Source organism: Achromobacter sp. SLBN-14 (genome assembly GCF_006715415.1).
Classification (GTDB): Bacteria; Pseudomonadota; Gammaproteobacteria; order Burkholderiales; family Burkholderiaceae_B; genus Achromobacter; species Achromobacter mucicolens.
The window spans coordinates 4,006,467-4,031,486 of sequence record NZ_VFNE01000001.1 but is presented as its reverse complement, the minus strand read 5'-3'; the positions used below and the strand labels follow the sequence as shown (position 1 = coordinate 4,031,486).

Sequence of the window (25,020 nt, the reverse complement as noted above, 5' to 3'; positions counted from 1 at the left end):
GGCGGGATTCTACGGCGCGGCGCGGTTGGGCAGGCGCTCGCCCACACCGGCGGCGGCGGACTTGAGCCAGGACTCGAACACCTTCAGCGCCTCGGAGCGCTCGCTGCGCTGCGGATAGCCGAAGTAATACCCCTGGCTGACCGCCAGCGACTGCGGCACGGGCATGACGAGGGCGCCCTGGTCCAACGCCGGTTGCGCCAGAAAGCGCGGCATCAGCCCGACGCCCAGCCCAGCCTGCACCGCCGCCATCACCATGGTGAAAAGCTCATATCGGGGGCCGCCGGCCGCCTGCGGCCCGTACAGATGGCCATTGGCTGCGTACCACTGGCGCCAGGCGTCCGGCCGCGAGGCCAGATGCAGGTGCGTCATGCCGGTCAGCGCGGCGCCCCCCGCTTGCGCCACGCGTTCGGCCAATTCGGGCGCGCAGACCGGCACCAGCTCGCGCTCGGGGAACAGCAGCCCGCCCTGCGTGCCGGGCCAAAGCCCGTCCCCGTGATACAGCGCGCCATCGAACGGCTGGTCCTTGAACTGGAACGGCAGCGTGCGCACGGAGAGGCTGACGGTGATGTCGCCGTGCTCGCGCTGGAAATCCGCGAGGCGCGGGATCAGCCAGGTGGTGGCCAGGGTGGGCACGACGGCAATGTGGATGCTGCGCCCCATGCCGGTCCGGCTGACAAGCCCGAAGGTGTCTTTTTCGATCTGGTCCAGATGGTGACGGATGCGGCCGGCGTATTCGGCGCCGTGGTCGGTCAGCACGATGCGGCGGCGCACCCGGGTGAAAAGCTGCACGCCCAGCCGCGCCTCCAGGCTGGCCACCTGCCGGTAGACCGCGCTGTGGGTCAGCGACAGCTCCTCGGCGGCGCGCGAAAAACTGCCCAGCCGGGCCGAGGCCTCGAATGCCTGCAGGGCGCTCAGATTGGGAATGCCGTTTCTCATGGAGGGAATGCCGCCTGAAATGCGGCCCGTCGCGGCGCGCGCGCATGTTGCAGCGCACCAGGCGGGACGTGCCGGGGGATCAACAGAATGTGCAATTTTATCAATTGCGTTGTGCGCTCAGGGAACATATGCTCGGCAGTTCTACCCTAGGCTAACCACGACACCACCATGCCTCAGCAAGATTCCCGCCTTGGCGGTCACATTCTGGTCGACCAATTGGTCGCCCAGGGCGTCAAACATGTATTTTGTGTCCCCGGCGAAAGCTATCTGGCGGTGCTGGACGGCCTGCACGATGCCGACATCAAGGTCACGGTGTGCCGCCAGGAAGGCGGCGCGGCCATGATGGCCGACGCGCACGGCAAGCTGACGGGCGAACCCGGCATCTGCATGGTGACGCGCGGCCCCGGCGCCGCCAACGCGCTGGCCGGCGTGCACATCTCCAAACAGGACTCCACGCCGATGATCCTGTTTGTCGGCCAGATCGAGCGCGGCATGCGCGAGCGCGAGGCCTTCCAGGAAATGGACTACCGCGCCGTGTTCGGCACGCAGGCCAAGTGGGTGACCGAGATCGATCAGGTCGAACGCATTCCCGAACTGATCTCGCGCGCGTTTCACATCGCGACCTCGGGCCGCCCCGGTCCGGTGGTGATCGCGCTGCCGGAAGACATGCTGGTCGAGGCCGCCAAAGTGGCCGACGCCCCGCGTTACGAAGTCATCGATGCGGCCCCCACGGCTGGCCAGCTGGCCGATCTGGAAAAGCTGCTGGCCGGCGCGAAGAACCCCGTCGCCATTCTGGGCGGCACGCGTTGGGACGCCCGCGCCGTGCAGCAGTTCGCCGATTTCGCGCAGTTGCATTCGCTGCCGACCGCCGTGTCGTTCCGCCGCCAGATGCTGTTTCCCGCGGACCATCCTTGCTTCATCGGCGACGTGGGCCTGGGCATCAACCCGGCGCTGCTCAAGCGCGTGGCCGATGCCGACCTGATCCTGCTGGTGGGCGGACGCATGTCGGAAAACCCCAGCCAGGCCTACACGCTGCTGGACATTCCCGTGCCCAAGCAAAAGCTGGTGCACGTGCATCCCGACGCCGCGGAACTGGGCCGAGTGTACCGCCCCACCCTCGCCATCAATACCTCGCCGTCCGCCTTCGCCGCGACGCTGGCCGGCCTGAAGGCGCCTGCCGCCCCCGCTTGGGCCGACGGCACGAAGGCGATGCGCGAGTCGTACCTGAAATGGAGCGATCCCGACGCCATCACCACACCGGGCGCGCTGCAGCTGGGCCAGGTCATGGCGTATCTGGAAAAGACCCTGCCCGCCGACGCGATCATGACCAACGGCGCGGGCAACTACGCCACCTGGCTGCACCGCTTTCACCGCTTCACCCGCTTCGGCACGCAGCTTGCGCCGACTTCCGGGTCCATGGGCTACGGCCTGCCGGCAGCGGTGGGCGCCAAGCGCGTGTGGCCGGACAAGACCGTCGTGTGCTTCGCGGGCGACGGCTGCTTCCTGATGCACGGCCAGGAATTTGCGACGGCCGTGCAATACGACCTGCCCATCATCGTGGTGCTGGTGGACAACGGCATGTACGGCACGATCCGCATGCACCAGGAAAAGCACTATCCGGGCCGCATTTCCGCGACCCAGTTGAAGAACCCCGATTTCGCCGACTACGCGCGCGCCTTTGGCGGCCACGGCGAACGCGTGGATACCACCGAACAGTTCGGTCCGGCATTTGAACGTGCATTGGCCAGCGGCAAGCCGGCGATCCTGCACTGCTTCATCGATCCGGAAACCATCAGCCCGTCCACGACCCTCGAAAAGATCCGCGAGGCGGCGCTGAAGGCCCAGCACTGAACCCTGCACGGGCGTCAGGACCGGCGGCGCGCCCAGGCGCACTGCCGTGCAAACCCCAACTTGCCGCCCGAATTATTTTAAGTTTAAACTTTCTAGATTCCGATCACGGAAATCCATAGCGGAGACCCAGCATGTCCTCGAACCCCTCCTTCCACTGGCAAGACCCCCTGTTGCTGGATCAGCAGCTGACCGAAGAAGAGCGTATGGTGCGCGACGCCGCCTACGCCTACTCGCAGGACAAGCTGGCGCCGCGCGTGCTCAACGCTTTCCGCAACGAGAAGACCGATCCCGAGATCTTCTCCGAAATGGGCGAGCTCGGCCTGCTGGGCGCCACCATCCCCGTCGAATACGGCGGCGCTGGCCTGAACTACGTCAGCTACGGCCTGATCGCCCGTGAGGTCGAACGCGTCGACTCCGGCTACCGCTCGATGATGAGCGTGCAGTCCTCGCTGGTCATGGTGCCGATCAACGAATTCGGCAGCGAAGAACAAAAGAAGAAGTACCTGCCCAAGCTGGCGCGCGGCGAATGGATCGGCTGCTTCGGCCTGACCGAACCCAATCACGGCTCCGACCCCAACGGCATGGAAACCCGCGCCGTCAAGACCGCCGACGGCTACAAGCTGAGCGGCAACAAGATGTGGATCACCAACTCGCCGATCGCGGACGTGTTCGTGGTGTGGGCCAAGTGCGTCGGCGGCGACTTCGACGGCAAGATCCGCGGCTTCATCCTGGAAAAGGGCATGAAGGGCCTGTCCGCCCCCGCCATCCACGGCAAGGTCGGCCTGCGCGCGTCGATCACCGGTGAAATCGTCATGGACGAGGTGGAAGTGTCCGCCGACCAGATGATGCCCGGCGTGTCCGGCCTGAAGGGTCCGTTCACCTGCCTGAACTCTGCCCGTTACGGCATCGCCTGGGGCGCTGTCGGCGCCGCCGAAGCCTGCTGGCACACCGCCCGCCAATACACCCTGGACCGCAAGCAGTTTGGCCGCCCGCTCGCCGCCAACCAGCTGATCCAGAAGAAGCTGGCCGACATGCAGACCGAAATCACGCTGGCGCTGCAAGGCTGCCTGCGCCTGGGCCGCATGAAGGACGAAGGCACCGCCGCCGTGGAAATCACCTCGATCATGAAGCGCAACTCGTGCGGCAAGGCGCTGGACATCGCCCGCCTGGCCCGCGACATGCTGGGCGGCAACGGCATCTCCGACGAATTCGGCGTGGCCCGTCACCTGGTGAACCTGGAAGTGGTCAACACCTACGAAGGTACCCACGACGTGCACGCCCTGATCCTGGGCCGCGCCCAGACCGGCATCCAGGCGTTCTATTGATCGCCTGCCTGGTGTAGCAAAGGAGGCCGCCCATGGGGCGGCCTTAATGAGATGGTCAGCCCGATCCCCACGAAGCGGTACGCTGAGTGGGGATTGTTCTTTCTGGGAGACCTCTCATGAGCACCGTCACGCTGATTGGCATCGATCTGGGTAAGCATAGCTTCCATCTGCACGGGCAGGATTCTGCCGGCAGGATGGTGTTTCGCAAGAAGTGCTCTCGCCAGCAAGTGTTCACGTTGCTGGGTAATAGCCCGTGCAGCACGGTGGTGATGGAGGCCTGCGCAGGAGCCCATTGGATGGCGCGCCGCATCCAGGCGCTAGGCCACCAACCCAAGCTGATCTCCCCACAGTTCGTGCGCCCTTTCGTGCAGGGCAACAAGAACGACTTTGCCGATGCGCAGGCGATCTGCGAAGCAGCCTCGCGCCCGAGCATGCGGTTCGTGTGCGTGCGCAACGAGGCTCAGCAGACCGTCTCGGCGCTGCACCGCGTCCGAGAGTCGCTGGTGCGCGAGCGCACCGGCGTGATCAACCAAGTCCACGCCTTTTTGCTGGAGTTCGGCATCAGCCTGCCGCGCGGCCAGGCGATCCTGCGGCGCCTGCCAGCGGTGTTGGCCGAGCATGAGCTGCCGCCCCGACTGGCGGCATTGCTTGAACGGCTGCAGGCGCACTTCAAGTATTTGGACGAGCAGATCGGCGAAATCGAACGCGATTTGTGCCAGCAACTGCGCGAGGATGAACGCAGCCAGCGGCTTCTGGAGATCCCCGGCATCGGGCCGATCACCGCGAGCGCGCTGATGACAGAATTGGGCGATGCGCAGCAATTCGGTTCGGCCCGCCAGTTCGCCGCCTCTGTGGGTCTGGTGCCACGCCAATACAGCACTGGCGGTACGCCTAAGCTGCTGGGAATCAGCAAGCGTGGCGACAAGAATCTCAGGCGGCTGTTGGTGCAGGGCGCACGAGCGATCATGCAACGCGTAGAGCGGCGCACGGATCGGCTGGGCGTCTGGGTGCGCGAGCTGCTGGCACGACGCCACTCGAACGTGGTGGCCTGCGCGCTGGCCAATAAATTGGCGAGGATAGCCTGGGCCATCCTCGCCAATGGAACGAACTACCGAAGTGAGCAGGCTGTTAGCGCAACCTGACATTCATCACCGTTTTACGCAGTCACTTCCTGGTTTTGCGACGCGAGTACGTGAAGACATAAACGGCTCAACGGCCTGGCAAGAAACCTGGTAAAAAATTCAGCACCTGGATGCTGAGGCCCTTTTGAGGTTTGCCGGGCGCGACTCTCATCATGGAGCGGGGGACCTGTCCCCAAACGACTCCGAATAGATTTGAGCAAAGCCCAATTTACGCCAACACAAACCCGCTTGCAAAAATCGGGCTGACCATAGATTTTTTTGGCGCGTTGCGGCAGCGCCAGGTGTCTGACACCCTCTGCGCCGCCGCTACAAGCTGATGGTCATCTCCCCAGGGTGTCAGACACGGACCGTATTGGAATACGCCATACGTCCGATCCCTCCCCGCCTGCGCATTGCCGAAAGCCCGACTAGGCGTACGCCTGTATACCTCTTACGCTTCACGGGTCCCTTCACGAGGAGTCGCGCATGCACGGCATCACCCCCCTGCGCCTGGCGGCAGTCGTCGCCATGGCGTTCATCGCCCAAGGCGCTCAGGCCGCCACGACGCTCACCATGACCACCGAGTACCCGGCCACCTCCATGCCGGGTCAAGGCGTGTCCACGTTCGCCGAACTGGTTCGGGCCAAGTCGGCCGGCAATGTCGTCATCGACGCGAGCTTCGACGCCGCCAAGGGCATCAAGTCGGGCGACATGATCGAGGCCGTGCAGACGCGCAAGGTGGATGCGGGCGACGCCTTTGCCGGCGCGCTGGCCACGAAGTATCCGATCTTTGGCGTCTCGTCCTTGCCCTTCCTGGCCGACTCGTTGTCCAAGGCGCGCAATCTGAACAAGGCGGCGCGCCCGGCGTACGAGAAGCTGCTGGCCGCGCATGGCCAGAAGCTGCTCTACACCACGCCGTGGCCCGCGTCGGGCATCTGGTCCAAGCAAAAGCTGGACAGCGTGGCGGCGCTCAAGCGCCTCTCCATCCGCACCTACGATGCGACCTCGCAGGACGTCATGCAGCGGGCCGGCGCAAAGGCGCAGAACATTTCGTTCGCGGACGCCATGCCGCGCATCGCATCCGGCGAGGTGAACGCGGTGCTGTCTTCCGGCGATGGCGGCGCGGGCCGCAAGCTGTGGGAATACCTGCCGAATTTTGCCGAGATCAACTACGCCATGCCGGTCTCGGTGGCGACGATGAACCTGAAGGCCTACGAGGCGCTGGATGCGCGCTCGCGCAAGGCCATCGACCAGGCAGCCGCGCAGACCGAGGCCGAGCAGTGGAAACGCATCGAGGGCCGCCTGCAGCAGAACTACGCGAACATGCGCAAGAACGGCGTCGCGATCAACACCGCCGTGCCCCCGGCGGTGAAGAAGGCGTTGAAGGACGCTTCCGCCGAATCGATCAATGCGTGGAAGGCGGCGGCCGGCCCGGAGGCGGCCGCCATTCTCAAGCAGGCGAGCAAGCGGTAGCCGCTGCGCCTAGTTGTTGCCGGACAGGTCGAACAGGCTGGTCGCGTCCATTTCCAGCACGCTTTCGTCGTGCTGGTTCACGACCGTCCATGCCCAGTTGATGATGCCCAAATCGGGGCGCGAGGACGAGTGCCGCGCGCCCTGCACGCGCGCGTGCAGGCGCAGGGTGTCGCCGGGGCGTACCGGCGTGCGCCAGCGGACTTCGCCCAGGCCGGGCGAACCGAAGGATTCGGAATCATGCAGGGCGGCGTCGACCGCCATGCGCATGGCCATCGCGCAGGTGTGCCAGCCGCTGGCGATCAGCCCGCCCCAGCGGCCTTCCGCGGCGCGCTGCGGATCGGTATGGAACCACTGGGGATCGTACTTGCGGGCGAACTCCAGGATCTCCGCTTCCGTCACGGTGACCGGCCCCGCCTTGATCACCATGCCGTCCTTGAATTCGGCGAACTTCATGTTGTTTTTCCCCTGCCAACGAAAACGGCGCGCCCAGGCGCGCCGTTCGTCACGCAACTGTTGTTGGAATCAGTACGTCTCGAAGTGCAGCCGGCCTTCACGGCGCAGCGCATCATGCAGGATAGACCAATCCTCGCCCGACTGCACCACCACGTCGCGCAGGGCGTCCAGCACGCCGACTTCCATGCCCTTCAGCCCGCAGACATAGATGCAGGTATTGCGGTCGGCCAGCAGCCCGCGCACGAGCGCGGCCCGTTCGCGGATCAGGTCCTGCACGTAGCGCTTGGGCTGGCCGGGTTCGCGCGACAGCGCCAGGTTGATGTCGATGAAATCCCGCGGCAGCTTCATCAACGGGCCAAAGTACGGCAGCTCGCGTTCGGTGCGCGCGCCGAAGAAAAGCATGAGCTTGCCGATGTCCGCCGTGCCGATCAGGCGGCGGCTGCGTTCGGTCATCGCGCGCATCGGGGCAGAACCCGTGCCCGTGCAGATCATGATGAGATTGGCCTGCGGGTGGTTCGGCATCAGGAAGGTGTGGCCGAAGGGGCCGATCACCTGCACGGTGTCGTTCTTGGCCAGGTCACACAGATAGTTGGAACACACGCCATGCGCGGCCGCGCCGCCGTGGTCCTGGGTGACGCGTTTGACCGTCAGCGACAGGTTGTTGTATCCCGCCCGTTCACCGTCGCGCGGACTGGCCAGCGAATACTGGCGCGCGTGATGCGGCCGGCCCTGCGCATCCACGCCCGGCGGCAGGATGCCGATGGACTGGCCCTCCAGCACCGGGAACGGCTGCTCGCCGAAGTCCAGCACGATGTGGTGAATGTCGCTTTCCGTGTCGGCGCCGGTGACGCGATAGTTGCCCACCACGGTCGCGGTGATCGGCGTCTTGTGCGTGTAGAGATTCACGTAAGGGTGCGCGGCCGACCACGGCGGCACCGCGGCGCCGGGCGTGGCGGCCGTCACGGCCGCCGCCGTCTGCGCGAGGCCCGCTTCGGCCTGCGGCGCCGGCATGGGCTGACCGCCCTCGCCTTCCGCCGCCGCATCTACCGGCAGCGGCTTTTCCTGCGGCAGCTCTTCCCAGCCTAACTGGTCCTGCACCGAATAGGCCTCGGCCCGCACGACCAGCCGCCAGTTGTCGATCGAGCCCGTCGGGCACGGCGGCACGCAGGCCATGCAGCCATTGCAGATTTCGGGATCCACCACGTAGTTGTTCGCATCGTGGGTGATCGCATCGACCGGACAGGTCTCTTCGCAGGTGTTGCAGCGGATGCAGATCTCGGGATCGATCAGATGCTGCTTCAGGACTTCCACCGGTAATGGGGCGTTCATCGCCGTCCTCCCTACGCGCGGGCACGCGGCCCGCGCGGCCTTTAGTTGAAACGCACGTACTCGAAGTTCACCGGCTGGCGGTTGATGCCCATGACGGGCGGCGCGATCCAGTTGGCGAACTTGCCCGGCTCGGTGACGCGGCCCATCAGCGACGCGACGAACGCCCGATCTTCCGGCGTGGGCAGCCACTTGTGCTGGTTGGCCTGCCACTGCGACTCGGACAGGATCTCGCCTTCCGGCGACATGCGGATGCCGGCCAGGGTGCCGATCTGGCGGTTGAACGCCTTGTGCGGCACCTGCAGGCGGAACGCCAGGCCGCTCTTTTCGATCACCTTGTTCCAGCGGCCGATGCCGGCCACCGAATCGCGGATGAAGTCGTCGCGCAGCACTTCGTTTAGCGCATTGAGCATCGGCACTTCGGTCTCGGACAGCTTGCCGTTGCTGACGTTGAGCACCCGGTAGGTGTCGTTCTTCAGTTGATGGTCGTCGGTGCGCTTGCTCTCTTCGTACCGGCCCTTCAAGCCCGATCCATAGAAGATGGCGGCGTTGGACGACTGGTCCGCGCCGAACAGATCAATGGTCACGCTGTAGTGGAAGTTCAGGTAGCGCTGGATGGTGGGCAGGTCGATCACGCCCGCCGCGCGCACGGCTTGCGGGTCGTCGGTTTTCAGTTCCTTCATCACTTCGCAGGTGCGCTGGATGACGCGCGAAATGCCGGACTCGCCCACGAACATGTGGTGCGCTTCCTCGGTCAGCATGAACTTGGTGGTGCGTGCCAGCGGGTCGAAGCTGGATTCGGCCAGCGCGCACAGCTGGAACTTGCCGTCGCGATCGGTGAAGTAGGTGAACATGTAGAACGCCAGCCAGTCCGGCGTCTTTTCGTTGAAGGCGCCCAGGATGCGCGGATTGTCCGAATCGCCCGAGCTGCGTTGCAGCAGCGCATCGGCTTCCTCGCGCCCGTCACGGCCGAAATAGCGGTGCAGCAGGTACACCATTGCCCACAGGTGCCGCCCTTCTTCGACGTTGATCTGGAACAGGTTGCGCAAGTCGTACTGCGATGGCGCCGTCAGGCCCAGGTGCCGCTGCTGCTCGATCGACGCAGGTTCCGTGTCGCCCTGCGTGACGATGATGCGGCGCAGGTTGGCGCGGTGCTCGCCCGGCACGTCCTGCCACACGTCGCGGCCGATGTTCTCGCCAAAATGGATCTTGCGCTGGCCGTCCTGCGGCGCCAGGAAGATGCCCCAGCGGTAGTCGGGCATGCGCACGTGATTGAAATGGGCCCACCCGTCGGGCTCGACGCTGACCGCCGTGCGCAGGTAAACGTCAAAGCCGTGCGAACCGTCGGGGCCCATGTCCTGCCACCATTGCAGGTAGTTGGGCTGCCAGTGTTCCAGCGCGCGCTGCAACGCGCGGTCGCCGGACAGGTTGACGTTATTGGGAATCTTGTCGCTGTAGTTGATGCCGGACATGTCTCTCTCCTGATTTTTTTAAGATGGGCCGCCAGCCGCGCGGCGCTCAGACGCGGTTCCAGTCGAATGCCGCCTGCTCGCCCTTGCCGTACAGCTTGAGCGCGCCCTTGTCGCCCGCCGCATTGGGGCGGTTGAAGATCCAGTTCTGCCAGGCAGTCAGCCGACCGAAGATGCGGGTTTCCATGGTTTCCTGCCCGCCAAAGCGCAGGTTTGCCTCCAGGCCCGTCAGCGCATCGGGCGACAGCGCGCGGCGCTCTTCCAGCGCCAGCCGCACCTCGTCGTCCCAGTCGATGCTGTCGGGCGCATAGGTGATGAGGCCCAGCGCCAGCGCGTCGGCGGCCGGCAGGCTGCGTCCGGCCTGGGCTCGCACCGCTTCCAGCGACCCGGTTTCGCCGTAGAAACGGCGCTGCAGTCGGCTTTGTCCATTCACCATCGGGTACGCGCCGAAGTTGCGCTCGCCCACCACAAGGCGCGGCGGCGCAGCGTCGATGTCTTCCTCGTCCTCGACGTCCAGCATGTAGCTGCGGTCGGCCGCCAGCGCCAGTTCCAGCAGCGTGCCGGCAAAGCAGGAGCCCGGCTCGATCAGCGCGAACAGGCTGCGGGACGTGACATCCAGCCGCGCAAGCGTGCGGCGCAGCATGCCTGCGGTCTCGCGCACGAACCAGTGGCCCGCGTGCTGTTCCAACGCGGCGTCCGCCGCCAGCACTTGCTGCGCGTCGCCCTCGGTCTTGAGGATCCAGGTGCCGATATCCAGTTCATTGGTGCGCATCGTCAGGATGGCGTCGTCCAGCTCACGCGCCATCTGCAGCGGCCACCAGGCCGCCCCCGCGGCAACGATGTCCGCAAGATCGGTTTCCACTTCCCCTTGCGGCGCGCGCACGGTCCAGGTGGCCTGGCGCTTTTCGCGGTCGAGCTGCACGTCGACATAGCGATAGGAAAGACTGCTCTCCGTCTCGGTGCGTTGCAGCGGCGTCAGCGCCACGCCCTGCTCGCCTGCCGGACGGTCGCTGTCCTGCGCCAAGGCAAGCGCGCGGGCCCGGACTTCCTCCTCGAAGCGGGCGGGCTTGACCACGTCGTCCACCAGCCGCCAATCCTTGGCGCGCTGCCCCCGCACTCCCTCGACCAGCGTGCAGAAGATGTCCGCGTGGTCATGGCGCACGCGGCGCTTGTCGGTCACGCGGGTCAGCCCGCCTGTGCCCGGCAGCACGCCCAGCAAGGGCACCTCGGGCAGCGCAACGGAAGACGAGCGGTCGTCGATCAAGAGGATCTCATCGCAGGCCAGGGCCAATTCATAGCCGCCGCCCGCACACGCGCCGTTCAGCGCCGCAATGAACTTCAGGCCGCCATGACGGCTGGAGTCTTCGATGCCGTTACGGGTTTCATTGGTGAACTTGCAGAAGTTGACCTTCCAGGCGTGGGTGGACAACCCCAGCATGAAAATGTTGGCGCCGGAACAGAAGATGCGGTCTTTCATGCTGGTGACGACCACGCTGCGCACTTCGGGGTGTTCGAAGCGGATGCGTTGCAGGGCGTCGTGCAGTTCGATGTCGACGCCCAGGTCGTACGAATTGAGCTTGAGCTTGTAGCCGGGGCGCAGGCCGCCGTCTTCGGCCACGTCCATGGCCAGGGTCGCGACGGCACCGTCGAAAGTCAGGCGCCAGTGCCGGTACTGGGCGGGATCGGTCCGGAAATCGACCCGGTTGATGGGACTGCTCATCGTGTGTCTCCTCGTACGCCCTGTTCACTGACAGGAAAAATACTGCACTACATGAATTATTATGCAGATTAGTGCAGGCGTTTTGGAGCGTCAAGCGGAATATGCAGGAAAGTGCAGGTGCTTGGGTTCGGGGGGGGCGCTTGCTTGGGGCGGTGTCAGACACCCCGTTGAGAGGATCGTCAGCTTGTGACGGCGGTTAAGCGGGTGTCAGACACCTGGGCAATCTAGGCATGCTGCCACTTAAAAGGTGTCTGACACCCGGCAGAAGGGTTCGTCGCACTGATAAGGCGCCACGAGGGTGTCTGACACCTGGCCATCGACACCTGCTCAATCGCACCGCTACAGCGGCAGCCCGCAGGCCTTGCGGACCTGCGTGCGCAGGCCAGCGAAGCTTTCCGCCACTTCCAGGTTGCTGGTCACCCAGGTCAGGTCGGCTTTGGCGTAGAACGCTTCGCGCCCGGCCAGGATGCGCTTCAAGTCGGACATGGCTTCGTTGTTGCCCGACATGGGGCGGAAGTCACCCTGCGCCATGACGCGTTCCATGTGCTCTTCGGGCGTGGCGCGCAGCCAGACCGTATAGCAATGGGTCAGCAGAAGGTTGAGCGTGGCGGGTTCGGACACCAGCCCGCCCGGCGTGGCCAGCACCATTTCCGGGTAGATCTGCACCGCCTCTTCGAGCGCGCGCCGTTCGTAGCGGCGATAGGCGTTTGGACCATACAGGTTATGGATTTCCAGGATGCCGCAGCCGGCCACCCGCTCGATCTCGCGGTTCAGTTCCACGAACGGATAACCCAAGTCGTCGGCCAGCATCTGGCCCAGCGTCGACTTGCCCGCGCCGCGCAGGCCGATGAGCGCCACGCGCTGGGTGCGGTTGGGCCGCTGCGCGCCGGCACCCACGCCGAACAGCTGCGTCAGCGCCTCGCGCGCGCGCTGCAGATCGGATTCGGTGCGTCCGCTCAGCAACTCCCGGATCAGCAGCCAGTCTGGCGATTCCGTGGTGACGTCGCCGACCAGCTCAGCCAGCGCGCAGTTGAACGCCCGGGCAATCTGCAGCAGCACCAGGATCGACGCATTGCCGACCCCGTGCTCCAGGTTGGCGAGGTGCCGTTCGGATACGCCGGTCGCCTGCGACAAGCCCTTGCGCGTCATGCCGCGGATGGCGCGCAGGCGGCGCACGCGCTCGCCCAAGGCGATCAGGAAGGGCTCGCGCCGGGGTTCGATGGGCGCCGTGTCTAGCGCTTGATTCATGGTTCGACTGACTCCGCAAAAACCCTGATTACCGCTCTTTTATGCACTATAGTGCTTGACCCACGCCAACGGAAGCACTATTTTTCCATCCAACGAGTCCACAGCCGATCCGGTGCAAAAAAACAGCAGTCCAAATGCGGACTGCCTGAGCGCCGACAGTGTAAAGGAGCCGCTTGGTGAGTACGCCCGACCAATTCCACGCCCTGATGCGCGATGTGACGCGCCTGACGGCCGGCCAGCCGCTGGACGCGGCGCTGCAGACCCGGCTCAACCAGGCTGCCGGCCCGGAAAGCGCCCTGTTCCAGGACATCTTTGCCACCTGTAGGCAAGGCGTGGCCGACGGCTGGATGTGCAACCGCGAAGGCGGCGGCATCAAGTACGGCCGGGTCATCAAGCCCGCCGACGACCTGGGCGGCTTCTCGGTGGACGTCGTCGACATGAATGACCTGGCCGGCCCGCACCACGCCCATCCCAACGGCGAGATCGACATGATCATGCCGCTTACCGGCGACGCGCGCTTTGACGGCCACGGCGCGGGCTGGCTCGTCTACGGACCGGGCTCGGCCCATAGCCCCACCGTCACGCGCGGCAGGGCCCTCGTGCTGTATCTGCTGCCCGGCGGGGCCATCGAATTCACGCGCCCCGGCTGAAAACCGGCCCGGACGCCGCAACCGTGCCGCCAACAACAACCACAGGCACGGCGTCCACCCACCAGGACACCAGGAGACAACAGTGAACACCTGCCCCGCCGAACTGAATTTCGCCAGCCATCTTGCCGCGCTGAACGCGCCGCGCGCCGCCAAGCCGGCCTACATCGACGACACGCGCCAGCTCACGTATGGCGAGCTGGCCGAGCGGGTGGCCCGCATGGCGGGCGCGCTGCGCAACCTGGGCCTGCGCCGCGAGGAACGCATCCTGGTGCTGATGCAGGACACGGCCGACTGGCCGGTGGCGTTTTTGGGCGCCCTGCACGCCGGCGTCGTGCCGGTTGCCGTCAATACCCTGCTCACCGCGGACGATTACGCCTACATCATTGCGCACAGCCGCGTGCGCGCCGTGTTCGTGTCCGGCGCCCTGCTGCCGGTGCTGCAGGCGGCGCTGGCTCAGGCGCCGGCGGATGTCGAACATCTGGTGGTGTCGCAGCCCGGCGCGGCCTTGCCCGATGGCGCCCACGCGTTCGACACGCTGCTGGCCGCCGCCCCGCTGGCGCCCGCGGCCCGCACGCTATCCGACGAAATCGCATTCTGGCTGTATTCGTCCGGTTCGACCGGCAAGCCCAAGGGCGTGGTGCACACCCACGGCAACCTCTGGCACACGGCGGAACTGTACGCCAAGCCCGTACTCGGCATCCGCGAAAGCGACGTGGTGTTCTCGGCCGCGAAGCTGTTCTTCGCTTACGGCCTGGGCAACGGCCTGACCTTTCCGCTGTCGGTGGGCGCCACGGTCGTGCTGATGGCCGAGCGCCCCACGCCGCAGGCCGTGTTCCAGCGGCTGGTGCGGCATCGCCCCACCGTGTTCTACGGCGTGCCGACGTTGTATGCCAGCATGCTGGCCTCGCCCAACCTGCCGCCCCGAGAGCAGGTGACGATGCGCGTCTGCACATCTGCCGGCGAAGCCTTGCCGCGTGATATCGGCGAGCGTTTCACGCGGCATTTCGGCTGTGAAATCCTGGACGGCATCGGCTCGACCGAGATGCTGCACATCTTCATTTCCAACCGCTCGGGGCAATTGCGCTACGGCACCACGGGCAAGCCCGTGCCGGGCTATGAGGTGCAGCTGCGCGACGACAACGGCGCGCCCGTCGCGCCCGGCGCCATCGGCGACCTGTACATCAAGGGTCCCAGCGCCGCGCTGATGTACTGGAACAACCGCGACAAGACGCGCCAGTGCTTTCTGGGCGACTGGTTAAAGAGCGGCGACAAATACGTTTGCGATCCGGATGGCTATTACACCTACGCCGGACGCAGCGACGACATGATCAAGGTCAGCGGCCAGTATGTGTCGCCGGTCGAGGTCGAGAACATCCTGATCCAGCACGAGGCGGTGCTGGAAGCGGCCGTGATCGGGGTGCCGGACCACGACGGGCTGGTCAAGACCAAGGCCTATGTGGTGCTGCGCGACGGCTTCGAACCGGACGCGCAGACGGGCGCCGCCTTGCAGCATTACGTCAAGCAACACCTGGCGCCCTTCAAGTATCCGCGCCAGATCGATTTCCTGGAGGAACTGCCCAAGACCGCCACCGGCAAGATCCAGCGCTTTCGCCTGCGGGCGCTGGAAGAGGCATCGCTATGACGGCGGCCGCCAACTCGGATACGGTCTTTGCCGGCGTCCACGCGCGCGGCCGCGACCTGCGGCTGGAATGCCGATGGATCGCGCCGGAGCGCACGGACGCCCCGCTCATCGTCTTTCTGCATGAAGGGTTGGGGTCGGTGTCGATGTGGAAGGACTGGCCCGTGCAGGTGTGCGAGGCCGCCGGCTGCCGCGGGCTGGTGTATTCGCGCTACGGATACGGCCGGTCCACCGCGCGCCCGCAGGATGATGCGTGGCCCGTGGACTTCATGCACCGCGAGGCGCACGACGTCCTGCCGGCCTTGCTGGAGGTCCTGGGCGTGAACGCGCGCCGCGACAAGCCGGTGCTGTTCGGCCACAGCGACGGCGGCTCGATCGCCTTGCTTTACGCCGCCCGGTATCCGGACGCGGTCGCCGGTGTGATCGCGGCGGCCCCGCACATCCTTGTCGAAGACGTGTCCCTCACCAGCATCGCGGCCGCGCGCCGCGCCTATCTGGAATCAGATCTGCGCGCGCGGCTGGGCCGCCATCACCAGGATGTCGACTCCGCGTTCTGGGGCTGGAACGACATCTGGCTGAACCCGGAATTTCGCGCCTGGAACATCGAGGACGATCTGAGCCGCATCACCTGTCCCGTGCTGGCCATTCAGGGCACCGGCGACGAATACGGCACGCTGGCGCAGGTGCACGGCATCCGCCGGCGCGCGCCGCAGACCGAACTGCTGGAGATTCCGGATTGCGGGCATTCGCCGCACCGGGATCAGCCCGCCACCGTTGTCCAGGCCGTCGCACGCTTTGTCGGCGCGCTGGAAAAACCCGGTTGACACGGGCCGCGCATCAAGGCCCCGCGTCCGCCCATAACAAGCACGGAGACAAACCATGAACCACGTCCTGACCCGGGCCGCGCTGGCCGCCGCCCTGACGATCGCCGCAAGCGGCGCGCATGCCGACGACAAGCTCAAGGTCGGCTTCATGCTGCCCTACAGCGGCACCTTTGCCGCGCTGGGCAACGCCATCGAGAACGGCTTCAAGCTCTACGTTGCCGAGCAAGGCGGCAAGCTCGGCGGACGCGAGATCGAATACTTCAAGGTGGATGACGAATCCAATCCGGCCAAGGCCGCCGAGAACGCCAATCGCCTCATCAAGCGCGATCAGGTCGATGTGCTGATCGGCACCGTGCATTCGGGCGTGGCGATGGCGCTGGCCAAGGCGGCCAAGGACGCCGACACCACGCTGATCGTCACCAACGCGGGCGCCAACGCGATCACCGGTCCGCTGTGCGGCCCGGGCATCTTCCGCACCTCGTTCACCAACTGGCAGCCGGCCTACGCCATGGGCCCGGTGGCGTACGCCAAGGGCCACAAGACCGCCGTGACCATCACCTGGAAGTACGCGGCGGGCGACGAGGCCATCGGCGGCTTCAAGGAAGGTTTCGAGAAGGCCGGCGGCAAGGTCGTGCGCGAACTGAGCCTGCCGTTTCCCAACGTGGAATTCCAGTCGCTCCTGACCGAGATTGCCGCGCTCAAGCCCGACATGGTGTTCACCTTCTTTGCGGGCGGCGGCGCCGTGAAGTTCGTGCAGGACTACCACGCGGCAGGCCTGGACAAGACGATTCCGCTGTACGGCTCGGGCTTTTTGACGGACGGCACGCTGCAAGCGCAAGGCGCATCGGCGCAGGGGCTCTTGACCACGCTGCATTACGCCGACGGCCTGAACACGCCGCGCGACAACGCCTTCCGCGCCGATTATTCCAAGGCGTACAAGATGCAGCCGGACGTCTACGCGGTGCAAGGCTATGACGCCGCGCAGCTCATGCAGTCGGGGCTGACCGCCGTGAAGGGCGACTTCACGAAGAAAGACGCCTTCCGCAGCGCCATGCGCACGGCCACCGTGGACAGCCCGCGCGGCTCGTTCACGCTGTCCAAGGCCGGCAATCCCGTTCAGGACATCTACCTGCGCCGCGTCGACGGCCTGGAAAACAAGGTCGTCGAGGTCGCGGTGCAGAAGCTGGCCGACCCCGCCCGCGGCTGCAAGCTGTAGCCCGCCGAACGCGTCCGCCACGGGAGGCCCCATGGACATCAGCATCCTGCTCATCCAGAGCCTGAACGCATTCCAGTACGGCTTGCTGCTGTTCCTGGTGGCCAGCGGCTTGACGCTGATCTTCGGGATCATGGGCATCATCAACCTGGCGCACGGCAGCTTCTACATGATCGGCGCGTACATGGCGTTTGCGCTGGGCCCGCTGGTCGACCGCTGGCTGGGCGGCGGGTTTCTCACCACGCTGGCCGTCTGCGTGCTGGCGGCCGGCGTGATGGGATACCTGCTGGAAGCCGCGTTCTTCAGCTACCTGTACAAGCGCAATCACCTGCAGCAGGTGCTGATGACGTACGGCCTGATCCTGGTGTTCGAGGAACTGCGCAGCATCCTGGTGGGCAACGACGTGCATGGCGTGCCGCTGCCCGATTGGCTGCGCGGGAGCATTGCGCTGGGCGACGTGATGACCTATCCCGTCTACCGCCTTTTCATTTCCGCCGTGGGCATCGTCGTCGCGCTGCTGCTGTACTGGATGATCTCGCGCACGCGGCTGGGCATGATGCTGCGCGCCGGCGCCAGCAACCGCGAGATGATCAGCTCGCTGGGCATCGACATCAACAAGCTCTACCGCGTCGTGTTCGCCGCGGGCGTGGCGCTGGCGGCGCTGGCCGGCAGCATCGCCGCGCCCGTGTCGTCCGTGTATCCCGGCATGGGCAACGGCGTGCTCATCATCTGTTTCGTGGTGGTGGTGATCGGCGGCATCGGGTCGATTCGCGGCGCCTTCCTGGCCGCGATGCTGGTGGGCTTTGCCGAGACCTTCGGCCAGGTGCTGTTCCCTTCCGCGGCGGGCGTGCTGGTCTATCTGCTGATGGCCCTCATTCTTCTCTGCAAGCCCGAAGGGCTGTTCAAACAGGGCTAGGTCCTGTCGACCTCAAAAGGACCCACGCATGCGCGCGCCTCTGCTTAACCGACTTCTGCCCATCGCCACGCTGCTGGCGCTGGCGGCCTTTTCCTTCAGCGGCAGCGATTACTACACCGGCCTGGCGGTGAAGATCATGATCTACGCGATCTTCGCGCTCAGCCTGCAACTGCTGGTGGGCGGCGCGGGGTTGGTGAGCCTGGGACACGCGGCGTTCTTCGGCATCGGCGCCTACGTGGCGGCGCTGTTGTCGCCCGAGTCGGAAGCGGCCAGCCTGTGGTGGCTGCTGCCGGCCGCCCTTCTGGCAGCCGCCGCGTATGCCCTGGTGACCGGGGCACTGGCCCTGCGCACGCGCGGCGTGTACTTCATCATGGTCACGCTGGCGTTTTCGCAGATGGCGTACTACGTGTTCCACGACACCAAGATCGGCGGCGGCAGCGACGGCATCTACCTGTATTTCCGGCCGGAACTCTCGCTGGGCGGCTGGATGCCGTTCGATCTGGGCAACGCCGGCACGTTCTATTTCTTTGTCCTGGCCTGCCTGGCGCTGACGTGGGGCTTTCTGGCGTTGCTGCGCCGCTCGCCATTCGGCGCGGCGCTTGCCGGCATCCGCATCAACGAACAGCGCATGCGCGCGGCAGGCTATTCGACTTATCCCTACAAGCTCGCCGCCTATGTCGTCGGCGCCACGCTGGCCGGCCTGGCGGGCTTTCTGTTCGCGCTGAAAGATGGCTTCGTCACACCGGAGCTGTTGGCCTGGGAACAGTCCGGGCTGGTGCTGCTGATGGTCATCCTGGGCGGCATGGGCAGCCTGGGCGGCGCAGTGCTGGGCACGGTGACGATGGTGCTGCTGCAAGAGCTGTTCCAGTCGCAGGACCTGTTTGGCGATTACGCGCGCCATTGGCACCTGCCGCTGGGCCTGGCGATCATCGCGCTGGTGGCCCTGTTGCCGAACGGGCTGGCAGGTCTGCCGGCCCAATGGCGCGAACGCCGCCACGCTCGCGCCGCGGACGTTCGCAAAGACGCGGCGCCCCCGGCCCGCGCGGAAAGCAAACCGGCGGCCGCGCGCCTGCCGCTCCAGGGAGAACGCCATGTCTGATGTCCTGCTCTCGGCCGCCGCGGTCACGCGCCGCTTCGGCGGTCTTACCGCGGTCAACGGCGTGTCGCTCGATCTGCTGCGCGGCCAGGTGCATGCCGTGATCGGCACCAACGGCGCGGGCAAGTCCACGCTCATCAACATCCTGTCGGGTGAACTGGCGGCCAGCAGCGGCCAGGTCACGCTGGGCAGCCGCGACATCACCACCTGGCCTCAGCCCGAACGGGCGCGCGCCGGGCTGGGCCGCAGCTACCAGCGATCCACGATCTTTCCGGAACTGACTGTGTTTGAAAACTGCAGGCTGGCCGCGCAGGCCAGCCGGCAGCGCTTCTGGCACTGGTGGCGCGATGCCGCCAGCTGCCGGCGCAGCGCCGAATTGGCGGGCGCGGCGCTGGACCGCACGGGCCTGACCGGCGATGCGCGGCAACCGGCCGGCCTGCTGCCGCACGGCCGCAAGCGCCAACTTGAGATCGCCATGTGCCTGGCGGGCGAGCCGCAGGTGCTGCTGCTGGACGAACCGCTGGCGGGCATGGGCCCCGAGGAAACTGACCGCATCCTGGCTCTGCTGCATACACTGAAGGCCGGCCACGCCATCCTGCTGGTCGAGCATGACATGGATGCCGTGTTCCGCATCGCCGAAACCATCACCGTCATGGTCAACGGCAGCGCTATCGCCAGCGGCGCTCCCGCACAGATCCGCGCCAATCCGGAAGTGCGCACCGCCTACCTGGGCGAAGACGGACAAGGAGCGCATTGATGCACGCGCTGATCGAAGCAGGCGGACTGCACGTGTACTACGGCGCCAGCCATGTCCTGCGGGGCGTGGACATGCACATCGCGCCGGGCGAATCGGTGGGACTGGTGGGCCGCAACGGGATGGGCAAGACCACGCTCATCCGCAGCCTGATGGGCCACGTGAAAAGCGCGCAGGGCAACGTGCGCGTGCGCGGCAGCGACTGCACCCACGCGCAGCCCCATGCAATCGCCCGGATGGGGGTGGCCTATGTGCCCGAGGGCCGCGGCATCTTTCCCAACCTGAACGTGCGCGAGAACCTGCAGGTGGCGGCGCGCCCGGGCAAGCGCGCAGGCCAGGACTGGACCTATGCGCGTGTGCTGGACACGTTTCCGCGGCTGCGCGAACGCCTGGGCCACGGCGGCCAGCAGTTGTCGGGCGGCGAACAGCAGATGCTGGCCATCGGCCGCGCGCTGATGACCAACCCCGACCTCCTGATCCTGGACGAGGCCACCGAGGGCCTGGCGCCGCTGATCGTGGCGGAGATCTGGCGCATCATCCGCGAGATCCGCGCCACCGGCATGTCCACGCTGATCGTGGACCGCAACTACCGCGCGGTGCTGGAACACACCGACCGGTGCCTCGTGATGGAAAAGGGATTGATCGTGCAGGATGGCGACAGCGCGTCGCTGGCCCGGCAGCCCGAGCAATTGACGCGCTATCTGGGGGTGTAGCGGCGCGGCGCTTGGGAAGAAGATCCACGAAGCGTCCGCGCCACGGCGGCAACCGTCAGATCACCGCTTCGATCAGGAAGGGACCGCGCCGCTTCAGGCCTTCGGCCAGCGCGCGCGCAAAGCCTTCGACCGTATCCACGCTGACTGCTTCCACGCCCATGCCGCGCGCAAGATGGGTCCATTCAAGATGCGGGTCCTGCAGGTCCAGCATGCGGCGCGCATTGCGGCCCGGTTCCTGCACGCCCACGTTCTTCATCTCGCCATGCAGCGTGGCGTACGAACGGTTGGCCAGGATGATGGTGAGGCAATCCAGGTTTTCGCGCGCCTGCGTCCACAAGGCCTGCAGCGTGTACATGCCGCTGCCGTCCGCCTGCAAGGTCACCACCTTGCGGTCGGGGCACGCCACTGCCGCGCCCGTCGCCAGCGGCAGGCCGATGCCGATCGCGCCGCCCGTCAGCATCAGCCAGTCGTGCGGCGCGCTGCTGACGCTGTACAGCGGAAACTCGCGGCCCTGCGTGATGGACTCGTCGCAAACGATGGCCTGTTCGGGCAGATGATGGGCGACCAGGATGTTGACGGCGGCGCCGGTCAGCTTGCCGGACGCGGGCACTTCATAACTGGCGGCGGGCGCCGTCAGGCGCGGCGCATCGGCGGCGATGCCCAGTTCATCGGCCAGCCACTCCAGCGCGTGCGGCAGGTCCTGGTCGGCCGTGGCCAGCACCACCTGGTTGCTGTCCTGCGGCGCCAGCAGGCTGGGCTTGCCCGGATAGGCAAAGAAACCGACCGGCGACTTCGCGCCCGCCAGCACCAGGTGCTTGACGTCCTTGAGCTTGGCGACGGCCAGGTCGATCGGATACGGCAGACGATCCACCGGGGTGCGCGAGCCGCCGCGCTCGATGCGGCGGTTCGACGTTTCCGATACCAGGCGCACGCCGGTGGCGCGCGCAATGCGCCCCGCCGCGTTCAATGCGCGCTCGCGCAGCGCGGCGCCGCCCAGCATCAGCACGGTGACTTCGCCCGAGCGGATGGCCGCGGCGGCGGCGCGCACGGCATCGGCGGTGGTCTGCGCCAGCGCGTCGTCCTTGGCCACGATGGGCGCGGGCGCGTTATCGGGCAATTCGGTCCAGGCCGTGTCGGCCGGCAGGATCAAGGTGGCGATGTTGCCCGGCGCGCGGCGCGCCACGGCGACCGCCTCGGCGGCGTCCGCGGACAGGGCCGAGGCCGTCATCGTGCGCTTGACCCAATGCGACATCGGGCGCGCCACGCCTTCCACGTCGCTGGTCAGCGGCGCGTCGTACTGGACGTGATACGTGGCGTGGTCGCCCACGATGTTGACCATGGGGGTGCGGGCGCGTTTGGCGTTATGCAGGTTGGCAAGGCCATTGCCCAGGCCCGGGCCCAGATGCAGCAGCGTCGCGGCCGGCTTGTCGGCCATGCGGGCGTAGCCGTCGGCGGCGCCGGTCACCACGCCTTCGAACAGGCCCAGCACGCAGCGCATCTTGGGCTTGCGATCCAGGGCCGCCACAAAATGCATCTCGGATGTGCCCGGATTTGCAAAGCAAACGTCCACATCATTGGCAAGCAAGGTGTCGCAGAGGCTGTCGGCGCCGTTCATCGTTGTTTCCCTGGTAGTTATCAATGGCAGGCGGGTGGCATGGCCACCCGCGCAACGGACATCATAGGGAGCCTGGCGGATTCGCGATAGAGCCATTTACGATCGGGCGCATGGAACCATTCCTGCAAGGTTCCGTCAGCCGAAACAAGGCGGCGGCGTGCGCCCGGGCGGATCGTGGGGCCAGCTCAAGGCGTCTGCAAAAACGGCAAGGCCTCCCGAGGGAGGCCTTGCATGGGTCGGAAGGATGCCTTATCCGGCCGCTACGGCTGCCGGCACATCAACGGATCGGCCACGGATACATCGCGCCGCCCTGGTTCCACAGCGCGTTCGTGCCGCGCTGCAGGCCCAGCTTGCTGTCCTTGCCCACGTTGCGCTCGAAGATTTCGCTGTAGTTGCCCACCGCCTTGATGGCGTTGTAGGCCCACTTTTCATCCAGGCCCATGTTCTTGCCGGCGCCCGGCGTCACGCCCAGGATGCGCAGGACGTTGGGATTCTTGCTCTTGAGCATTTCATCCACGTTCTTTTGCGTGATGCCGTATTCCTCGGCTTCCAGCAGCGCGAACAGCGTCCAGCGCACGATGCCCAGCCAGTTCTCGTCGCCCTGGCGGACCATGGGACCCAGCGGCTCCTTGGAGAAGCGCTCGGGCAGGATTTCGTAGTCGTTGGGGTTGGCGACCTGCGTGGCGCGCACGGCGGCCAGTTGCGAGGCGTCGTCCGTGAAGGCGTCGCAGCGGCCGGATTCAAAGGCGCGCACGACTTCGGTCACCTTGTCGATCACGACCGGCTTGAACTCGATGTTGTTGGCGCGGAACCAGTCGGCCAGGTTCAATTCGGTGGTGGTGCCGGGCTGCACGCAGACGGTGGCGCCGTTCAGTTCCTTGGCGCTCTTGACGCCCAGCTTCTTGCTGACCAGGATGCCCTGGCCGTCATAGAAGCTGGCGGCCACGGCGGACAGGCCGAGCGACGTGTCGCGCGTCTGCGTCAGCGTCACGGTGCGCAGCAGCACGTCGACTTCGCCCGACTGCAGCGCCGTGAAGCGCTGCTGGGTGGACAGCGCGGTGCCCTTGAACTTGGAGGCATCGCCAAACACCGCCGCCGCCACGGCACGGCAGATGTCCACATCCATGCCTTCCCATTCGCCCTTGCTGTTCGTCGCGGAGAATCCGGAGACGCCGTCCGTCAGGCCGCACTGCACGAATCCCTTCTTTTTCACCGCGTCCAGCGTGGGACCGGCCATCGCCGCCTGGGACGCGCAGGCCAGGGCAATCGCGCCGGCCGCAACCATCAATTTCCGCTTCATGTTCTGCTTCTCCTGAGATAGATGACCGCTCTGGGCTCGTAACCGGGAGCGGCTGAAACCGGGTCCCGCCTTACTGGACCGGCCGCCAGATTAAGGCATGTCCACAGCGTGAACAACGCACGAATCCCTAGTGAAAACCCGTAAGACGCGTCGTCCTCGAACGTCGCCGCCGTGTCCGGTGATCGAACTTTATTGCCGCGGCGCCCCGCCGCCCCGCGCATCCCCGCGTGCCATACTTTTTTTGCGTCTTTGTCCGATAGTCAGCAAAGCCGCAGCCCTTTAAAAAAGCCGGTCGCGTCACACAAAAACCCGGACGCGCACCGCTGATCGGCCAATTCATGGAGGAGACAAGTCCATGGCACAAGCATGCAAGTCGCAGCCCCCTCGCCCGGCGGCCACTGACCGCCGCCAGGCCCTCAGGAACCTGCTGTTCGCCGCGCTGGCGGCAACCGGTGTGGCCGCCGGCCCTGCCCACGCGGCCGACAACTGGCCCAGCAAGCCCATCAAGATCATCGTGCCGTACACGCCGGGCGGATCGACCGACATCGTGACGCGCATCGTGATGGAAAAGCTGGGACCCAGGCTGAACCAGACCATCGTCGTCGAGAACCGCCCCGGCGCCAACAGCAGCCTGGGATCGGCGATTGCCGCCAAGGCCGAGCCCGACGGCTACACGTTCCTGTCGATGCTGCCGGCCTACATCATCAACTTTCATCTCTACAAGCTGGGCTACACGCCCGCGGACCTGACGCCGGTCGTGCAGATGGCGGACCTGCCGCTGTTTCTGTTCGTGGCGAACGAGCTGCCGGTCAAGAACGTGGCCGAACTGGTCGCCTATGCGCGCAAGAATCCCGACAAGCTCACCTACGCGTCCAGCGGCAACGGTTCCAGCGCGCATCTGACCGGCGCCGACTTTGCGCTGCAGAACAAGATCACGATGACGCACGTGGCCTACAAGGGCAGCGCGCCGATCCTCACGGACCTGCTGGGCAACCGCGTGTCCATGGTGTTCGATCCCGTGCTGGTGCCGATGCAGTACGTCAAGCAGAACCGCCTGAAGGCGCTGGCGTTCACGGGCAAGGAACGCTGGCCCACGGAACCTGACATTCCCACGATGGAAGAAGCCGGCATGCCGGGTTTTGTCACCGGCTCGTGGGCCGGACTGATGGCGCCCGCCAATACGCCCAAGCCGATCATCGAACGCATGGCGCGTGAGATCAGCGAAATCGTCAAGGAACCCGACGTGCGGCAGAAGTTCGTGGATGCGGGCTTCTTGCCGGTGGGCGGCACGCCGGCGCAGTTTGCCGAATTGATGAAGAAGGACTCGGCACGCTACGCCGAGATCATCAAGCAGGCCAACATCACCGTGAACTGAGCG

General features: G+C 66.0%; 21 protein-coding genes. 13 read left to right on the top strand and 8 right to left on the bottom strand.

The features are described 5' to 3' along the window. Nucleotides 1-9 precede the first annotated feature (9 nt). Complete coding sequence (locus FBY20_RS18335; protein ID WP_056326770.1) at nt 10-936, bottom strand: LysR substrate-binding domain-containing protein; 927 nt, start codon at nt 934-936, stop codon at nt 10-12. A gap of 168 nt (nt 937-1,104) precedes the next feature. Between FBY20_RS18335 and FBY20_RS18330 the strand changes: the two genes are divergently transcribed. The 4 genes from FBY20_RS18330 to FBY20_RS18315 all read left to right on the top strand — a co-directional run bounded on the left by FBY20_RS18330 (nt 1,105) and on the right by FBY20_RS18315 (nt 6,706). After that, nucleotides 1,105-2,787 carry a thiamine pyrophosphate-binding protein gene (locus FBY20_RS18330; RefSeq protein ID WP_142053848.1) on the top strand — a complete coding sequence of 561 codons (1,683 nt, stop codon included), beginning with the start codon at nt 1,105-1,107 and terminating at the stop codon, nt 2,785-2,787. 131 nt (nt 2,788-2,918) lie between these two features. Further along, nucleotides 2,919-4,112: an acyl-CoA dehydrogenase gene (locus FBY20_RS18325; protein ID WP_056326766.1), complete on the top strand. Its 1,194-nt coding sequence runs from the start codon at nt 2,919-2,921 to the stop codon at nt 4,110-4,112. A 116-nt stretch (nt 4,113-4,228) separates the two neighbouring features. Continuing rightward, nucleotides 4,229-5,254, top strand: a complete 1,026-nt coding sequence (locus FBY20_RS18320; RefSeq protein WP_142052012.1) for an IS110 family transposase — start codon at nt 4,229-4,231, stop codon at nt 5,252-5,254. A 465-nt stretch (nt 5,255-5,719) separates the two neighbouring features. Then, nucleotides 5,720-6,706 (top strand): TRAP transporter substrate-binding protein, encoded by a 987-nt coding sequence (locus FBY20_RS18315; RefSeq protein WP_056326764.1) that lies wholly within the window; start codon nt 5,720-5,722, stop codon nt 6,704-6,706. 9 nt (nt 6,707-6,715) lie between these two features. On the opposite strand, the gene FBY20_RS18310 is transcribed toward FBY20_RS18315, so the two are convergent. The 5 genes from FBY20_RS18310 to FBY20_RS18290 form a co-directional block, all read right to left on the bottom strand. Then, nucleotides 6,716-7,159, bottom strand: a complete 444-nt coding sequence (locus tag FBY20_RS18310) for a MaoC family dehydratase (protein ID WP_056326762.1) — start codon at nt 7,157-7,159, stop codon at nt 6,716-6,718. Between the two features lie 69 nt (nt 7,160-7,228). After that, nucleotides 7,229-8,488, bottom strand: coding sequence for a benzoyl-CoA 2,3-epoxidase subunit BoxA (gene boxA, locus FBY20_RS18305; protein ID WP_056326760.1), 1,260 nt, complete (start codon nt 8,486-8,488; stop codon nt 7,229-7,231). Between the two features lie 41 nt (nt 8,489-8,529). Continuing rightward, a complete protein-coding gene (gene boxB / locus FBY20_RS18300) occupies nt 8,530-9,957 on the bottom strand; it encodes a benzoyl-CoA 2,3-epoxidase subunit BoxB (RefSeq protein ID WP_056326758.1) in 1,428 nt (475 codons plus the stop codon). Nucleotides 9,958-10,003: 46 nt separating this feature from the next. Continuing rightward, a complete protein-coding gene (boxC, locus tag FBY20_RS18295) occupies nt 10,004-11,674 on the bottom strand; it encodes a 2,3-epoxybenzoyl-CoA dihydrolase (protein ID WP_056326756.1) in 1,671 nt (556 codons plus the stop codon). Nucleotides 11,675-12,013: 339 nt separating this feature from the next. Continuing rightward, complete coding sequence (locus FBY20_RS18290) at nt 12,014-12,922, bottom strand: helix-turn-helix transcriptional regulator (RefSeq protein ID WP_062841711.1); 909 nt, start codon at nt 12,920-12,922, stop codon at nt 12,014-12,016. A gap of 176 nt (nt 12,923-13,098) precedes the next feature. Between FBY20_RS18290 and FBY20_RS18285 the strand changes: the two genes are divergently transcribed. The 8 genes from FBY20_RS18285 to FBY20_RS18250 all read left to right on the top strand — a co-directional run bounded on the left by FBY20_RS18285 (nt 13,099) and on the right by FBY20_RS18250 (nt 20,727). After that, nucleotides 13,099-13,572, top strand: a complete 474-nt coding sequence (locus FBY20_RS18285; protein WP_142053846.1) for a DUF4863 family protein — start codon at nt 13,099-13,101, stop codon at nt 13,570-13,572. 82 nt (nt 13,573-13,654) lie between these two features. Beyond that, on the top strand, nt 13,655-15,214 hold the full coding sequence (locus FBY20_RS18280; RefSeq protein WP_142053844.1) for a benzoate-CoA ligase family protein: 1,560 nt from the start codon (nt 13,655-13,657) through the stop codon (nt 15,212-15,214). Next, nucleotides 15,211-16,035, top strand: coding sequence for an alpha/beta fold hydrolase (locus FBY20_RS18275; protein ID WP_142053842.1), 825 nt, complete (start codon nt 15,211-15,213; stop codon nt 16,033-16,035). The genes FBY20_RS18280 and FBY20_RS18275 overlap by 4 nt, the downstream gene beginning before the upstream one ends. Nucleotides 16,036-16,090: 55 nt before the next feature. After that, nucleotides 16,091-17,251: an ABC transporter substrate-binding protein gene (locus FBY20_RS18270; RefSeq protein ID WP_128827333.1), complete on the top strand. Its 1,161-nt coding sequence runs from the start codon at nt 16,091-16,093 to the stop codon at nt 17,249-17,251. A 31-nt stretch (nt 17,252-17,282) separates the two neighbouring features. Further along, nucleotides 17,283-18,164: a branched-chain amino acid ABC transporter permease gene (locus tag FBY20_RS18265; RefSeq protein ID WP_142053840.1), complete on the top strand. Its 882-nt coding sequence runs from the start codon at nt 17,283-17,285 to the stop codon at nt 18,162-18,164. Between the two features lie 28 nt (nt 18,165-18,192). Next, on the top strand, nt 18,193-19,263 hold the full coding sequence (locus FBY20_RS18260; RefSeq protein WP_142053838.1) for a branched-chain amino acid ABC transporter permease: 1,071 nt from the start codon (nt 18,193-18,195) through the stop codon (nt 19,261-19,263). After that, entirely contained in the window at nt 19,256-20,017 is a 762-nt protein-coding gene (locus FBY20_RS18255; RefSeq protein ID WP_142053836.1) for an ABC transporter ATP-binding protein, read from the top strand. The genes FBY20_RS18260 and FBY20_RS18255 overlap by 8 nt, the downstream gene beginning before the upstream one ends. Next, entirely contained in the window at nt 20,017-20,727 is a 711-nt protein-coding gene (locus FBY20_RS18250) for an ABC transporter ATP-binding protein (RefSeq protein ID WP_056326739.1), read from the top strand. Before FBY20_RS18255 ends, FBY20_RS18250 begins: the two co-directional genes overlap by 1 nt. Nucleotides 20,728-20,782: 55 nt before the next feature. On the opposite strand, the gene FBY20_RS18245 is transcribed toward FBY20_RS18250, so the two are convergent. Then, nucleotides 20,783-22,342 carry an acetolactate synthase large subunit gene (locus FBY20_RS18245; protein WP_062841703.1) on the bottom strand — a complete coding sequence of 520 codons (1,560 nt, stop codon included), beginning with the start codon at nt 22,340-22,342 and terminating at the stop codon, nt 20,783-20,785. Nucleotides 22,343-22,619: 277 nt separating this feature from the next. Further along, nucleotides 22,620-23,642 (bottom strand): amino acid ABC transporter substrate-binding protein, encoded by a 1,023-nt coding sequence (locus FBY20_RS18240; protein WP_056326734.1) that lies wholly within the window; start codon nt 23,640-23,642, stop codon nt 22,620-22,622. Between the two features lie 355 nt (nt 23,643-23,997). On the opposite strand from FBY20_RS18240, the gene FBY20_RS18235 reads away from it, so the two are divergent. Continuing rightward, on the top strand, nt 23,998-25,017 hold the full coding sequence (locus FBY20_RS18235; RefSeq protein ID WP_056326732.1) for a tripartite tricarboxylate transporter substrate binding protein: 1,020 nt from the start codon (nt 23,998-24,000) through the stop codon (nt 25,015-25,017). The last annotated feature ends 3 nt before the right edge of the window (nt 25,018-25,020 follow it).